The following is a 13,597-nucleotide window of genomic DNA, read 5'->3' as shown; positions in this document are numbered from 1 at the left end:
CTCTGGCGTTTGTGCCGGTATTTTAGCGACCGCGTTACAATCGACTGAAACATTGTCTGGATTTCCATGAACTCGTTCGTCATGAAGCTGTTTGCGAAGCGTCAGTCCAGTTCGACGCATTCGTTCGCCATGCCAATGTCGCGAATCGCCGGCGCCGTTGCGCTCGCGATGGCCGCGCTCGCGTTCGCGCCCGCGCACGCCCAGGCGCAGAACGCCACGCCCGTTCCGAGCGCCGACGATCAGGCCGACGCGCAAAACGCCGCCGATCTGCTGACCGCGCCCGTCAGCGGCGCGGAGACACAAGATCTGCCGAATGTGACAATGTCGAGCCAGATCGTGTTCCAGGTTCTGGCGGCCGAAGTCGCATTGCAGCGCGGCCAGCCCGCGCCCGCATTCCAGACCTATCTCGCGCTCGCCCGCGACACGCACGATCCGCGTTTCGCGCAGCGCGCGACTGAAATCGCGATCGCCGCGCAAAGCCCGAACGACGCGCTCACGTCGGCGCAGCTCTGGCAGCAGTTCGCGCCGCATTCCGATCGCGCGGCGCAGTTGAGCGCATCGCTGCTAATCGTCGGCGGCAAGCCCGAAGACGCGAAGCCGACGCTCGAACGCGAACTCGCGAAGGTGGCACCGGACCAGCGCGGCGACGCCATACTTTCTCTTCAGACCTTACTCGCGCGCGGGCCGAATCGTGTCGGTGGCCTGAACGTGCTCAAGGACCTGACGCAAAACGATCAGAACCGGCCCGAAGCGCAACTCGCGCTCGCACGTCAGCAGCTCGTCGCGGATGATCCGCCGGGCGCGAAGGCATCGCTCGAAAAGGCGTTGCAACTCAAGCCGGACTACCTGCCTGCCGCGCTGACGCTTGCGCGCATGGGCCCGGAAGAGCGCAAGGAAGGCATCGCGTCGTTCGAGAAATACGTCGACAAGAATCCGAAATCGCATGACGCGCGGCTCGCGCTCGCGCAGTTGTATCTGTCCGCCGACAGGCTCGACGACGCGCAGAAGCAGTTCGAGATCATGCGCAAGAACGACCCGAAGGACCTGACGCCGTTGATGGCGCTCGCGCTCATCAACATCCAGAAAAAGCAGTTCGACAAGGCGCAGGATTTCTTGAACCAATACGCGAAGGCGGCGGAAAACACGCCGGGCGCGGATCCTGGTCAGGCCTATATCTATCTCGCGCAACTGGCGCTGGAACAAAAGAACGACGACGCCGCGAGCCAGTGGCTCGACAAGATTCCGCGCACGAGCCAGCAGTATTTGCCTGCGCAGATCACGCGCGCGCAACTGCTCGCGAAGCAAGGCAAGGTCGACGATGCACGCGCGCTGATCGGCAATCTGCAAAGCTCGGATCCGCGCGATCTGGCGCTGCTCGCACGCACTGATTCGGCGATTCTTTTCGAGGCGCATCGCTACAAGGAAGCGGAGGCGAATCTCGCGAAGGCGGTCGCCGCGTTCCCCGACGATCCCGATCTGACGTACGACTACGCAATGGCCGCCGAGAAGAACGGTCACTACGACGTCATGGAAACGCAGCTTCGCACTTTGATGCGGACGCAGCCGAACAACCCGCAAGCGTACAACGCGCTCGGCTATTCGCTCGTCGATCGCAATCAGCGGCTCGACGAAGCGGTGAAGCTGATCGAACGAGCGGTTTCGCTCGCCCCGAACGACGCGTTCATCATGGATAGTCTCGGCTGGGCGCGCTTCCGTCAGGGCAATGCGGCCGAGGCGGAGAAGATCCTCAAGAACGCCTACAACCTTCAGCCGAATGCCGAAATCGGCGCGCATCTGGGCGAGGTGCAGTGGAAGTCAGGGCAGCAGGATCAGGCACGCGCCACATGGCGGCAAGCGCAGAAGCTCGAACCTGACAACGACACGCTCGTCAAAACGCTGAAACGACTTCAGGTGAACGACCTTTGATCGCATTCGATTCATTCGCCGGCGCATCGCTTCGACGTGGCGCGCTCGGCATCGCGGCGGCCGCCGCGCTGGTAATGTCCGGTTGCGCGCTGGAACCGCGCGTTCCCACGACGACGAACGCATCCACGTCGCTCGCGACGCAGACGAGCCGCATGTATCACGGACGCTTCGCCGTGCAGTACAACGACCAGAACGGCACGCCGCGCAACGCCTACGGCAATTTCGACTGGCAGGAGACGGGCGACACCGTCACGCTGCAGTTGCGCAATCCCCTCGGCCAGACGATGGCGATCGTGACTTCATCGCCGTCGCTCGCGACGCTCGAATTGCCGAACCGGCAACCCGTCAGCGCCGACAACGTATCTCAACTCATGCAGAACACGCTCGGCTTCGCGCTGCCGGTCGAAGGGTTGCGCTACTGGCTCCAGCCGTCGGCCGCGCCTAGCTCGCGTGCACAGACCACGCTCGATCCGGGCGCGGACAACGGCCGTCCGAAAGAAATCAAGCAGGACGGATGGACGATCGACTATCTCGCCTATGCCGACGCGCCGGCAACCGGCGTGAAGCGCGTGAATCTCACGCGCAGCGAACCGCCGCTCGACATCAAGCTCGTGCTCGATCAATAACTCAGCCGCTTTCGGTTCAAAGCATCACGCATGTCCTCATCGAACGAAACGCTTCGTGACTGCCTCGCGCCCGCGAAGCTGAATCTTTTCCTGCACATCACGGGCCGCCGTCCGGATGGCTACCATTCGCTGCAGACCGTTTTCCAGTTGCTCGACTGGGGCGACCATCTGCACTTCAGGCGTCGCGACGACGGCGTCATCATGCGCAAGACCGACGTGCCGGGCGTGCCCGAAGAACACGATCTCGTCGTGCGGGCCGCACGTTTGCTCCAGCAGCACACGCGGACGAAGTTCGGCGCGGAGATCGAGATCGACAAGCGTTTGCCAATGGGCGCGGGCCTCGGCGGAGGCAGTTCCGACGCGGCGACAACTCTTTTAGCGTTAAATCGTCTCTGGGGTGTTGATCTTTCGCGTGAGATTCTGCAGAATCTCGGCCTGCAACTCGGCGCGGACGTGCCGTTTTTTGTCTTCGGGCAAAATGCTTTCGCAGAAGGTGTAGGTGAGGCGCTCCAGGCAGTCGATCTGCCGAAACGTTTCTTCCTCGTAGTAACGCCTGATGCTCACGTCCCCACCGCGGCGATTTTCTCCGAAAAAAGCTTGACACGGGATACGAAAGTCGTCACAATGATGGACTTTCTTGCACAGCAAAGGTCAGACACAAACTGGCCAGACAGCTTCGGTCGAAACGACATGCAGGCTGTGGTTGCAGGAAAGTACGCGGAAGTTGCAAAGGTGCTCGAGTGGTTTTCCAATCTCGCACCGGCGCGAATGACCGGATCTGGAGCAAGCGTGTTTGCCGCTTTCGCCAGCCGAGCCGAAGCAGAAATGGCGCAAGCCAAACTGCCGGCAAGCTGGAAGAGTGTGGTAACGGCAAGTCTGGATTCTCATCCTCTCTTCGCTTTCGCGTCATAGGTTTCGTTTTGCCGGGTATGTCCTACACTTCCCGGCGAGACTCAGAGTTGTGTAGGGGAGTCGCCAAGTTGGTCAAGGCACCGGATTTTGATTCCGGCATGCGAGGGTTCGAGTCCTTCCTCCCCTGCCATTCCTTTTCTCGCGTTTTTCCTCTCGCCTCCAGCCGCAGACAGGTGCACGATGAGCAGTGACGGCCTGATGGTTTTTACTGGCAACGCTAATCCCGCGCTTGCACAGGAAGTCGTCAAAATCCTTGGTATTCCTCTCGGCAAAGCGATGGTCAGCCGCTTCTCAGACGGCGAGATCATGGTCGAGATTCAGGAAAACGTTCGGGGCAAAGACGTATTCGTTCTGCAGTCCACCTGCGCTCCCACGAACGACAACCTGATGGAACTGATGATCATGGTCGATGCGCTCAAGCGCGCATCCGCAGGCCGGATCACCGCAGCCATCCCCTACTTCGGCTATGCGCGCCAGGACCGCCGTCCGCGTTCCGCGCGAGTGGCCATCTCGGCGAAGGTCGTCGCGAACATGCTGGAAATTGCCGGCGTCGATCGCGTGATCACCATGGACCTTCACGCCGACCAGATTCAAGGCTTCTTCGACATCCCCGTCGACAACATCTACGCAACACCCGTTCTTCTCGGCGATCTGCGCAAGCAGAACCATGACCATCTGCTGGTCGTGTCGCCGGATGTCGGCGGCGTGGTGCGCGCGCGTGCGCTCGCCAAGCAGTTGAACACGGACCTCGCGATCATCGACAAGCGCCGTCCGAAGGCGAATGTCGCTGAAGTGATGAACATCATCGGTGAAGTGGAAGGCCGCACCTGCGTCATCATGGATGACATGGTCGACACCGCCGGCACGCTGTGCAAGGCCGCGCAAGTATTGAAGGATCGTGGCGCGAAACAGGTTTTCGCATACGCGACGCACCCCGTTCTGTCGGGCGGCGCGGCGGCGCGCATCACGGCGTCGGAGCTGGACGAACTCGTCGTCACGGACACGATTCCCCTTTCGGCCGAATCGCTCGCGTGCGCGAAGATCCGTCCGCTGTCGAGCGCGGGTTTGCTCGCGGAGACGTTCTCCCGAATCCGGCGCGGCGACTCGGTGATGTCGCTCTTCGCCGAAGGTTAATCAGAATCGAGCAAGGAACGCGAAGCAGAGGCTTCGCGTTTTTGCATGATCGGCGCGAACGGACGAAGGTTCGCGTCGCTTGTTGTGGGATCACACGTTTTCGATGATCCCGGTTTCCCTGCCTGGTCGCGGGCAGATATAGGAGTCGAATATGAAAGTCGTCGCTTTCGAGCGTAGCAAGCAAGGTACGGGTGCGAGCCGCCGCCTGCGTAACTCGGGCAAGACCCCGGGTATCGTGTACGGCGGTGAAACGGACGTTCAACTGGTCGAACTCGACCACAACGCCCTGTGGCACGCCCTGAAGAAAGAAGTTTTCCACTCGTCGATTCTCGACCTGGAAGTGGCCGGCAAGTCGCAACAAGTTCTGCTGCGCGACGTGCAATACCACCCGTTCAAGCAGCTCGTGCTGCACGTGGACTTCCAGCGCGTCGACGCGAAGAAGAAGCTGCACACCAAGGTGCCGCTGCATTTCATGAACCAGGAAACCAACCCGGCCGTGAAGCTGTCGGGCGCGGTGATCTCGCACGTCGTGACGGAACTGGAAGTGGAATGCCTGCCGGCAGACCTGCCTGAGTTCCTGGAAATCGATCTGGCGAAGATCGAAGCCGGCCAGACGATGCACGCGAAGGACATCCCGCTGCCGAAGGGCGTGAGCCTGACGATCTCCGTCGAGGCGGAAAATCCGGTGGTGGCTTCGGCGACCATTCCGGCTGCCGTCGTGTCGGAAGGGACTGGCGAAGCTGAAGGCGACAAGCCGGCAGCCGAGTAAGCACGCGGAATATCGCTATCCTCTCGATCCGTTCGCAAGAACGGTCGACGTGACCCGCCGGCGCGCAAGCCCCGGCGGGTTTTTTTTCGTTCTACAAGACTCGACATGATCAAGCTGATCGTCGGCCTGGGCAATCCGGGCGCCGAATACACGGCGACGCGGCATAACGCGGGCTTCTGGTTCGTCGACCAGTTCGCACGCGACGCCGGCGCCACGTTGCGCGAAGAGCGCCGTTTCCACGGTTTCTACGGCAAAGGACGTCTGCACGGCCACGAAGTGCATCTGCTCGAACCGCAGACGTTCATGAATCGCTCAGGGCAATCGGTCGTTGCGCTCGCGCAGTTCTTCAAGATTCTCCCCGACGAAATTCTCGTCGCGCACGACGAACTCGATCTTCCGCCCGGCACCGTCAAGATGAAGCTCGGCGGCGGCAGCGGCGGACACAACGGCCTGAAGGACATCTCCGCGCATCTTTCGTCGCAGCAGTACTGGCGGCTGCGCATCGGGATCGGGCATCCGCGTGATCTGATTCCCGAAGGCGCGCGCGCGGGCGCGAAACCCGATGTCGCGAACTTCGTCCTCAAGCCGCCGCGCCGCGAGGAACAGGACGTGATCGATCAGTCGATCGAGCGCGCGCTCGCCGTGATGCCGTTCGTCGTCGCAGGCGAAACCGAGCGTGCGATGATGAACCTGCACCGCAATTCTTGATTTGGAGCCGACAGTGAGCCGTTTCTGGAGCGATATCGTCCATCGTCTGACGCCGTATGTGCCGGGCGAGCAGCCCGCGCTGGCGCATCCCGTCAAGCTGAACACCAACGAGAATCCGTATCCGCCGTCGCCGCGCGTCGTCGATGCAATCCGCCACGAGCTCGGCGCGGACGGCGCGTCGCTGCGCAAATATCCGGATCCGACCGCGCGTGCATTGCGCGAGGCCGTCGCGAACCATCACGGATTGCGCATCGAGCAGGTTTTCGCGGGCAACGGTTCGGACGAAGTGCTCGCGCACGCGTTCCAGGCGCTGCTCAAGCACGACAAGCCGATCCGCTTTCCCGACATAACCTACAGCTTTTATCCCGTGTACGCGCAGCTTTACGGCGTCGAATACGAGACCGTGCCGCTGAACGCCGATTTCGCCATCGATGTCGACGATTACCGCGCGCCATGCGGCGGCGTGCTGCTGCCGAATCCGAATGCGCCGACGGGCCGCGCCCTGCCGCTGTCGGAAATCGAAGTGCTGCTGAAGGCGAATCCGGATGCACCCGTCATCATCGATGAAGCGTATGTGGACTTCGGCGCGGAATCGGCCGTGAATCTGATCGACGCCCATCCGAACCTGCTCGTCGTGCAGACGACGTCGAAAGCGCGTTCGCTGGCGGGTATGCGCGTCGGCTTTGCGTTCGGCGATCCGGCGCTCATCGAGGCGCTCACGCGCGTGAAGGACAGCTTCAATTCGTATCCGCTCGACCGCCTCGCGCAAGTCGCGGCAATCGCGTCGTACGAAGATCAGGCGTGGTTCGAGGAGGGTTGCGCGAAGGTGATCGCGAGCCGCGAGAAGTTGAGCGCGCAGCTACAGACGCTTGGATTCGATGTCGTTCCGTCCGCAGCCAACTTCGTCTTCGCGAAACATCCCGCGCACGATGCCGCGACGCTCGCCGCGGCGCTAAAGTCGAAGGAAATTTTCGTGCGCCACTTCAAACTGCCGCGCATCGATCAGCATCTGCGCATTTCCATCGGCACGCCGGCCGAATGCGATGCGCTCGTCGCTGCATTGACGGAGATCGTCGCTTAGGAATTGCCCTTCGCGGCCATCAGCGCGTGGTACTTGGCCATCAACTGTTCGGGCGATTCGGCGTGCGCCGGATCGCGCGGAATGCATTCCACCGGGCACACTTGCTGGCACTGCGGCTCGTCGAAATGGCCGACGCATTCCGTGCATTTGTTCGGGTCGATGACGTAAATCTCGGGACCCATCGAAATTGCGTCGTTCGGGCACTCGGGCTCGCAAACGTCGCAGTTAATGCACTCGTCGGTAATGATCAGGGACATGCTTCACTCTCTTCTTGCCGGATGGCTTCCGGCATAAACCCGCGCACCTTCGCAGATAAGTGCGCGGGCCCAGCGTCTCAAGGCGCCGCCGGATCTTTCTGCGTCTGCTCGCCGACCTTGTCCATCAACCGCTTTTCCACCGACGGGAACACGAACTTGCTCACGTCGCCGCCAAGCTGCGCGATCTCGCGCACGATGGTGCCGGAGATGAACTGATATTGATCGGACGGCGTCATGAACATCGTCTCGACATCGGGCAGCAGATAGCGGTTCATCCCGGCCATCTGGAATTCATACTCGAAATCGGAGACGGCGCGCAATCCGCGCACGATCACGCGCGCGTTGTTCTTGCGCACGAAATCCTTCAATAGCCCGGTGAAACTGCTCACCTGCACGTTCGGATAATGCCCGAGGACCTCGTGCGCGATATCGAGCCGTTCCTGCAGCGAGAAAAACGGCTTCTTCGCGCGGCTGTCCGCGACGCCCACGACGAGCTGATCGAAAATGCTCGATGCGCGCCGCACGATGTCTTCATGCCCGCGGGTGAGCGGGTCGAACGTACCCGGATACACGGCGACAACCATGAGCTTCTCCTCTTCTATTTACACTGGGCCGCGTGGCTGCGACGACCAGCTCTGCCTCGTTTCCCGCGAAATCGGCTGCGTCGAAATCGGGAACGCGCATTATTCCTCATTTTCGCGGCGCAGCAAATGATAGCGGACGGCGCCCGCCTTGCCCTCGCGCACGACGCTCCAGCCGGCGAGCGCATCGATGCCGGACATGTCCAGCGCATCGCCGCATTCGACGTAAATCGCGCCATCGGGCGAAGCGAGCGGCGCCGTCAGCTCGAGCGCCCGCAATAGCAACGCGTGATCGCCGAAAGGCGGATCGAGAAAGATCACGTCGAACGAACCGGGCGCGAGGCTCGCGACGAGCCGCAGCGCATCGGCCTCCGCGATCTCGATGTTGCGCGCGCCGAGCTTGGCCTGATTCGCGCGGATCTGAGCGGCCGCCTTCGCGCTTCGTTCGATCATCAGCACGCGCGCCGCGCCGCGCGACGCGGCTTCGAAACCGAGCGCGCCGCTACCGGCGAACATGTCGAGACAACGTTGTCCGGAGAGATCCTGGCCGAGCCAGTTGAAGAGGGTCTCACGCACGCGATCCGGCGTGGGCCGAAGGCCATCGAGATCGAGCACGGGCAGCGGCGTGCGCTTCCAGTCTCCGCCGATGATGCGGATCGTGTGCGGTTTGCCGCCGCGCGATGGCGTGTGGCTGGTCAGGGCGGAGCGGGTAGCGGACGAGCGAGGCATAAAAGGAAGGTGGGAGTCGGGCGCGCCGGCGTGTTTTTGCTTGAGATCGGATGGCGCGAGCAATGAAAGCCAACGTTACCACACGCACGCCATGACGGGAGCCGCACGGGCGCGCACGGCAGCGCCTGATAAAATATGCCGCTTCCATCCCATCGCGCGGGCCTCGCGCAAAAACGACTCGAAAGCGCGCACAGGGCCATCGGATCACGCGCGCATCATCGTCACACATCCATGTTCAGCTTCTTCAAGAAATTCAAAAAGCCGGCTGATGCGCCGCTCGACGCGCCTCAGGACGAATCCGTCGAGGCGGCCGAAGACGAAGAAATCTCCGACGCCGAGCTGGAACGTCAGGCGCTTTCCGCGGAAACGCCGTCGGAGCAAGTGCAGCCGGAGGAACCGGCGCCCGCGGAACCCGTCGCTCCCGCTGCGCCCACGCCGCCCGCCGCACCGCCCTCGGAGGAATCGAAGGAATACTGGCAAGGGCGCACGCAATCGCAATGGGCGCGCGGCCCAGAGACGGATCAGGCGAGCGAGGAAGTCGTGCCGCCGCCGACGCTCGATGCGGCCGCGAAAAAATCGTGGATCTCGCGTCTGCGGCACGGTCTTTCGAAGACGAGCTCCAATCTGACAGGGATTTTCGTCAGCGCGAAGATCGACGAGGATCTCTACGAAGAGCTCGAAACCGCGCTGCTCATGTCCGACGCCGGCGTCGATGCAACGGAATTCCTGCTCGAATCACTGCGCGAGAAGGTGCGCGCGGAACGCCTGACGGACGCCTCGCAGGTCAAGAAGGCGCTGCGCGAACTGCTCGTCGATCTGCTGCGCCCGCTCGAGAAATCGCTGATGCTCGGACGCGCGCAACCGCTCGTCATCATGATCGCGGGCGTGAACGGCGTCGGCAAGACGACGAGCATCGGCAAGCTGGCGAAGCATTTGCAGCGCTTCAATCAGTCGGTGATGCTCGCCGCCGGCGACACGTTCCGCGCCGCCGCGCGCGAACAGCTGACGGTCTGGGGCGAGCGCAACAACGTGACGGTGATCGCGCAGGAAAGCGGCGACGCCGCCGCCGTGATCTACGACGCGGTCGGCGCGGCGCGCGCACGCAAGATCGACGTGATGATGGCCGACACCGCCGGACGTCTGCCGACGCAATTGCATCTGATGGAAGAGCTGCGCAAGGTGCGCCGCGTGATCGCGAAGGCAATGCCCGATGCGCCGCACGAAGTGCTGCTCGTCATCGACGCGAACACGGGTCAGAACGCGCTCGCGCAGGTCAAGGCGTTCGACGACGCGCTCGGTCTCACCGGCCTCGTCGTCACGAAACTCGACGGCACCGCGAAGGGCGGCATTCTCGCGGCCATCGCGCGTCAGCGGCCGGTGCCGGTGTATTTCATCGGCGTGGGAGAGAAAGTCGAGGACTTGCAGCCGTTCAGCGCCGAAGAATTCGCCGACGCGTTGCTCGGCTGAACGTGAAACGAGCGCCCGCGTGGCGCTCTTTTTTATCGCGCGAAGAGCAAGGAGGCCGCGATCCACCACATCACGCAGCCGACGATCACATCGAGCACGCGCCACGACACGTCTTTCTCGAACCACGGTTCCAGAAGACGCGCGCCGTAGCCGAGCGCCGTGAACCAGACGATCGACGAAGACATCGCGCCGGCCGCGAACCACGCGTCGCCCGGCCAGCCGCGTTGCGCGCCGATGCCGCCGAGCAGCACGACGGTATCGAGATAAACGTGCGGATTGAGCAGCGACAAGGCGAGCACCGTGGATGCCGCGCCCACCGCCGTCTGCGAATCGCCATCCGATGCGTCCAGATGCCCCGGCCCGCGCCACGCCGCGATGAACGCGCGCAAGCCGTACAGGAACACGAAGATCGCGCCGGCCCAGCGGATCACGTCGAGCAGGACGGGCGCACGCGAAATGAGCGCCCCCATGCCGCCGACGCCGAGCCCGATCAACATCACGTCGATGAACGCGCAGATCGACACGACGATTCCTACGTGACGTCGCTTCAAACCCTGCCGCAACACGAAGGCGTTCTGCGCGCCGATCGCGACGATCAGGCTCGCGCCCAATCCCGCCCCCGACAGAAAGCTCGGGAAATCGGCCGTCATTCGGCGTCCGGTTGCTGCGCGGGAGCGGCCCGCGCGAAGGCGTCGATCGTGCTGGCGTGATCGGCGATGCGCGAAATCGTCGGATAAGCGCTCACGTCGATGCCGAAGCGCCGCGCGTTGAACACCTGCGGCACGATGCACAGATCGGCAACGGTCGGCGTGTCGCCGAACGTGAGCGCGCCGACGCGCCTGTCGGCGGCCAGCCGCGTTTCGAGCGACGTGAAACCCATCTCGACCCAATGCCGATACCACGCGTCCTTCACGTCATCCGGCACCTTCACCTGATGCTTCAGGTACTTGAGCACGCGCAAATTGTCGAGCGGATGAATCTCGCACGCGACCTGCATCGCGACCGAACGCACGAAGGCGCGATCGGACGGATTCTTCGGCAGGAGCGCCGGCTCGGGATGCGTCTCCTCGAGATACTCGATGATCGCGAGCGACTGCGTGAGAACGTCGTCGCCATCGACGAGCGCCGGCACAATGCCGTCCGGATTCACCGCGCGATATTCGGGCTTCAACTGCTGGCCGCCGTCGCGCAGCAAATGCACGCCCTCGTACTCGTAATCGAGCCCCTTCAGATTCAGCGCGATACGCACGCGATACGCCGCCGAGCTGCGGAAATAGCTGTAGAGCTTCATGGTCGCGGACTCAGACGACGCGCACGGAGAATTCGCCGATGCCGTCGACGCCGCCCTTCAGCACGTCCCCCTTCACGACCGCGCCGACGCCTTCGGGCGTGCCGGTGAAGATGAGATCGCCGGGGAAGAGTTCGAAGAGCGTCGACAGATACGCGACCGTCTCGCCGACCGACCAGATCAGTTGCGAGATGTCCGAGCGCTGCTTTTCCTCGCCGTTGACCGTCAGCCAGATCGCGCTCTTTTCCAGATGCCCGACCTTCGATACGGGATGAATCGGGCCGATCGGCGCGGAGCGGTCGAAACCCTTCGCCGTGTCCCACGGACGGCCGAGCTTCTTCGCTTCGGCTTGCAGGTCACGGCGCGTCATGTCGAGCCCGAGCGCGTAGCCGTAGACGTAGTCCAGCGCCTTATCGGCGGGAATGTCCTTGCCCTGCTTGCCGATCGCGGCGACGAGTTCCATCTCGAAGTGCAGATTCTTCGTCTGCGACGGATACGGGAATTCCGCCGTCGAGCCCGGCGCAACGTTCAGCACGGCATCGGCGGGCTTGCTGAAGAAGAACGGCGGCTCGCGATCCGGATCGTGGCCCATTTCGCGCGCATGGGCTTCGTAGTTTCGCCCGACGCAGTAGATGCGGCGCACGGGAAACTGCTCGTTCGAACCATCGACGGGCACGGCTGCTGCCGGCGCCGGAGGAAACACATAACTCATCCCGCTCTCCTGATGCTGTTTTGATTTGCAGATTTCCGGACGAATGCGTCGGCGTTCACGGCCGGCGAGAACAAGGAGTGTAACGTGCGCGCACAAATCGTGGCGAAGCTTGTCGGGCTTGGCTCTGCGAGCTTTCGACCGGCCTTCGGAGCTGCGGCTGGCGCGGTGGTTTTAGTAAGCATCGGCGGAAAAGCGCGCGAAACGTTCGATGGGCAAACCTTGCCAGCGCTCCTCAAATGCGGTACTCAATAGCATTCCTGCACCTTAAAAAGCGCAACGGCATCGCTCAGATTACGGAATTGAGCGCCCGATCGCGCACCTCTCCGATGACCGACTCCGCTTCCCCCACTTTCGCCTGCGCACGCTACATCAAGGAAATCGGCCGCGGGCCGAATGGCGCGCGCGCACTTTCGCACGAGGATACGTACGCGCTCTACGAAGCGATGCTCGACGATCGCGTGCCCGAACTCGAACTGGGCGCGGTGCTGCTGGCCTATCGCGTCAAGGGCGAAACCGCCGCCGAGCTTGCCGCGATGCTTTCAGCCGCGCATCGCTCGTTCGAGCCGCTGCATGTCCAGGATGGCCGCGAGCACGCACGGCCCGTCTCGATCCCGAGCTACAACGGCGCACGCAAGACGCCCAATCTCGTGCCGCTCCTGTCGCTGCTGCTCGCGCGCGAAGGCGTACCGGTCCTGGTGCACGGCGTCACCGGCGATCCCGGCCGCGTGACGAGCGCCGAAATCTTCGCCGAACTGGGCATCGCGCACGCGGCTTCGCACGATGAAATCGAAGACAGCCTCGCCTCGCGCCGCCTCTCCTTCGCGCCGATCACCGTGCTCGCGCCGAAGCTCGCGCGATTGCTCGCGCTCAGACGCCGCATGGGCGTGCGCAATTCGACACATACGCTCGTGAAGATCCTTCAACCGTTCGCGGACCCGGGCCTGCGGCTCGTCAACTACACGCATCCCGAATATCGCGAGAGTCTCACCGGGCTTTTCACCGCGCATCCGGACGCGGCGGCGGGCGGCGCACTGCTCGCGCGCGGCACGGAAGGCGAAGCCGTCGCGGACACGCGCCGCCAGGTGCAGGTCGACTGGTTTCACGACGGCCACGCCGAAACGCTGATCGCGCCCGAGCATTCGCAGCCGGACGCCCCGCGTGTCGAGCTGCCCGAGACGCTCGACGCCGCGACCACCGCGCGCTGGATCGAATCCGTGCTGCGCGGCGATGTGCCGGTGCCGCCCGCGGTCGCGCGCCAGGTTGAAGTCATCGCCAATGTGGTGCGCAAGCCGGTCGCCGGTCAGGAAAATCCCGTTTGACACACTATTCAACGCTGGTTTAAAGTCGAACGCATGCGCTTGACCCAGTTCTCCTCCCTCCGAATTATTTCGGGCCGCCTAGCGCGGC

General features: G+C 63.0%; 15 protein-coding genes and 1 tRNA gene. 10 read left to right on the top strand and 6 right to left on the bottom strand.

Features of this window, described 5'->3' with window-relative positions:
• The first annotated feature begins 66 nt into the window (after positions 1–66).
• The 8 genes from NCS67_RS00895 to hisC all read left to right on the top strand — a co-directional run bounded on the left by NCS67_RS00895 (position 67) and on the right by hisC (position 7,156).
• A complete protein-coding gene (locus NCS67_RS00895; RefSeq protein ID WP_175979773.1) occupies positions 67–1,926 on the top strand; it encodes a tetratricopeptide repeat protein in 1,860 nt (619 codons plus the stop codon).
• The gene (gene lolB / locus NCS67_RS00890) at positions 1,923–2,552 is read left to right on the top strand and encodes a lipoprotein insertase outer membrane protein LolB (protein WP_250433604.1); all 630 of its coding nucleotides are present in this window, start codon (positions 1,923–1,925) and stop codon (positions 2,550–2,552) included. The genes NCS67_RS00895 and lolB overlap by 4 nt, the downstream gene beginning before the upstream one ends.
• Before the next feature lie 30 nt (positions 2,553–2,582).
• Positions 2,583–3,464: a 4-(cytidine 5'-diphospho)-2-C-methyl-D-erythritol kinase gene (gene ispE, locus NCS67_RS00885; RefSeq protein WP_034470535.1), complete on the top strand. Its 882-nt coding sequence runs from the start codon at positions 2,583–2,585 to the stop codon at positions 3,462–3,464.
• 53 nt (positions 3,465–3,517) lie between these two features.
• Positions 3,518–3,594, top strand: a tRNA-Gln gene (locus tag NCS67_RS00880).
• A gap of 50 nt (positions 3,595–3,644) precedes the next feature.
• Positions 3,645–4,598 carry a ribose-phosphate pyrophosphokinase gene (locus NCS67_RS00875; protein WP_008351701.1) on the top strand — a complete coding sequence of 318 codons (954 nt, stop codon included), beginning with the start codon at positions 3,645–3,647 and terminating at the stop codon, positions 4,596–4,598.
• Positions 4,599–4,749: 151 nt separating this feature from the next.
• Entirely contained in the window at positions 4,750–5,367 is a 618-nt protein-coding gene (locus tag NCS67_RS00870) for a 50S ribosomal protein L25/general stress protein Ctc (RefSeq protein ID WP_034470532.1), read from the top strand.
• Positions 5,368–5,472: 105 nt separating this feature from the next.
• Complete coding sequence (gene pth / locus NCS67_RS00865) at positions 5,473–6,075, top strand: aminoacyl-tRNA hydrolase (protein WP_008351704.1); 603 nt, start codon at positions 5,473–5,475, stop codon at positions 6,073–6,075.
• Positions 6,076–6,088: 13 nt separating this feature from the next.
• Positions 6,089–7,156, top strand: a complete 1,068-nt coding sequence (gene hisC, locus NCS67_RS00860; RefSeq protein WP_239294303.1) for a histidinol-phosphate transaminase — start codon at positions 6,089–6,091, stop codon at positions 7,154–7,156.
• Here the strand turns inward: hisC and NCS67_RS00855 are convergent.
• The 3 genes from NCS67_RS00855 to rsmD all read right to left on the bottom strand — a co-directional run bounded on the left by NCS67_RS00855 (position 7,153) and on the right by rsmD (position 8,723).
• On the bottom strand, positions 7,153–7,413 hold the full coding sequence (locus tag NCS67_RS00855) for a YfhL family 4Fe-4S dicluster ferredoxin (protein WP_008351708.1): 261 nt from the start codon (positions 7,411–7,413) through the stop codon (positions 7,153–7,155). The genes hisC and NCS67_RS00855 overlap by 4 nt on opposite strands.
• A gap of 77 nt (positions 7,414–7,490) precedes the next feature.
• A complete protein-coding gene (gene coaD, locus NCS67_RS00850) occupies positions 7,491–7,997 on the bottom strand; it encodes a pantetheine-phosphate adenylyltransferase (RefSeq protein ID WP_008351711.1) in 507 nt (168 codons plus the stop codon).
• A gap of 99 nt (positions 7,998–8,096) precedes the next feature.
• On the bottom strand, positions 8,097–8,723 hold the full coding sequence (rsmD, locus tag NCS67_RS00845) for a 16S rRNA (guanine(966)-N(2))-methyltransferase RsmD (RefSeq protein WP_034470529.1): 627 nt from the start codon (positions 8,721–8,723) through the stop codon (positions 8,097–8,099).
• Between the two features lie 231 nt (positions 8,724–8,954).
• Here rsmD and ftsY point away from each other — a divergent pair, with 231 nt between their 5' ends.
• Positions 8,955–10,190, top strand: coding sequence for a signal recognition particle-docking protein FtsY (ftsY, locus tag NCS67_RS00840; RefSeq protein ID WP_250433601.1), 1,236 nt, complete (start codon positions 8,955–8,957; stop codon positions 10,188–10,190).
• Between the two features lie 32 nt (positions 10,191–10,222).
• Here the strand turns inward: ftsY and NCS67_RS00835 are convergent, their stop codons facing one another.
• Genes NCS67_RS00835 through NCS67_RS00825 form a run of 3 tightly spaced genes read right to left on the bottom strand, consistent with a single transcriptional unit; the run spans position 10,223 to position 12,190 of the window.
• Positions 10,223–10,840: a LysE/ArgO family amino acid transporter gene (locus NCS67_RS00835; protein WP_008351716.1), complete on the bottom strand. Its 618-nt coding sequence runs from the start codon at positions 10,838–10,840 to the stop codon at positions 10,223–10,225.
• Complete coding sequence (maiA, locus tag NCS67_RS00830; protein ID WP_008351718.1) at positions 10,837–11,481, bottom strand: maleylacetoacetate isomerase; 645 nt, start codon at positions 11,479–11,481, stop codon at positions 10,837–10,839. The genes NCS67_RS00835 and maiA overlap by 4 nt, the downstream gene beginning before the upstream one ends.
• A 10-nt stretch (positions 11,482–11,491) precedes the next feature.
• The gene (locus tag NCS67_RS00825) at positions 11,492–12,190 is read right to left on the bottom strand and encodes a fumarylacetoacetate hydrolase family protein (RefSeq protein ID WP_008351720.1); all 699 of its coding nucleotides are present in this window, start codon (positions 12,188–12,190) and stop codon (positions 11,492–11,494) included.
• A gap of 326 nt (positions 12,191–12,516) precedes the next feature.
• Between NCS67_RS00825 and ybiB the strand changes: the two genes are divergently transcribed.
• The gene (gene ybiB, locus NCS67_RS00820; RefSeq protein WP_008351722.1) at positions 12,517–13,509 is read left to right on the top strand and encodes a DNA-binding protein YbiB; all 993 of its coding nucleotides are present in this window, start codon (positions 12,517–12,519) and stop codon (positions 13,507–13,509) included.
• Positions 13,510–13,597 lie beyond the last annotated feature (88 nt).

Source organism: Caballeronia sp. ATUFL_F2_KS9A (assembly GCF_023630765.1).
GTDB classification, from domain to species: Bacteria; Pseudomonadota; Gammaproteobacteria; order Burkholderiales; family Burkholderiaceae; genus Caballeronia; species Caballeronia zhejiangensis.
The sequence above is the reverse complement of the archived record's forward strand: the minus strand, read 5'-3'. Positions and strand labels throughout refer to the sequence as shown.

Coding starts and splice junctions, on each gene's coding strand:
- NCS67_RS00895 (WP_175979773.1), top strand. CDS start 67: ATGAACTCGTTCGTCATGAAGCTGTTTGCGAAGCGTCAGTCCAGTTCG.
- ispE (WP_034470535.1), top strand. CDS start 2,583: ATGTCCTCATCGAACGAAACGCTTCGTGACTGCCTCGCGCCCGCGAAG.
- NCS67_RS00875 (WP_008351701.1), top strand. CDS start 3,645: ATGAGCAGTGACGGCCTGATGGTTTTTACTGGCAACGCTAATCCCGCG.
- NCS67_RS00870 (WP_034470532.1), top strand. CDS start 4,750: ATGAAAGTCGTCGCTTTCGAGCGTAGCAAGCAAGGTACGGGTGCGAGC.
- pth (WP_008351704.1), top strand. CDS start 5,473: ATGATCAAGCTGATCGTCGGCCTGGGCAATCCGGGCGCCGAATACACG.
- NCS67_RS00855 (WP_008351708.1), bottom strand. CDS start 7,413: ATGTCCCTGATCATTACCGACGAGTGCATTAACTGCGACGTTTGCGAG.
- coaD (WP_008351711.1), bottom strand. CDS start 7,997: ATGGTTGTCGCCGTGTATCCGGGTACGTTCGACCCGCTCACCCGCGGG.
- rsmD (WP_034470529.1), bottom strand. CDS start 8,723: ATGCCTCGCTCGTCCGCTACCCGCTCCGCCCTGACCAGCCACACGCCA.
- ftsY (WP_250433601.1), top strand. CDS start 8,955: ATGTTCAGCTTCTTCAAGAAATTCAAAAAGCCGGCTGATGCGCCGCTC.
- NCS67_RS00835 (WP_008351716.1), bottom strand. CDS start 10,840: ATGACGGCCGATTTCCCGAGCTTTCTGTCGGGGGCGGGATTGGGCGCG.
- maiA (WP_008351718.1), bottom strand. CDS start 11,481: ATGAAGCTCTACAGCTATTTCCGCAGCTCGGCGGCGTATCGCGTGCGT.
- NCS67_RS00825 (WP_008351720.1), bottom strand. CDS start 12,190: ATGAGTTATGTGTTTCCTCCGGCGCCGGCAGCAGCCGTGCCCGTCGAT.
- ybiB (WP_008351722.1), top strand. CDS start 12,517: ATGACCGACTCCGCTTCCCCCACTTTCGCCTGCGCACGCTACATCAAG.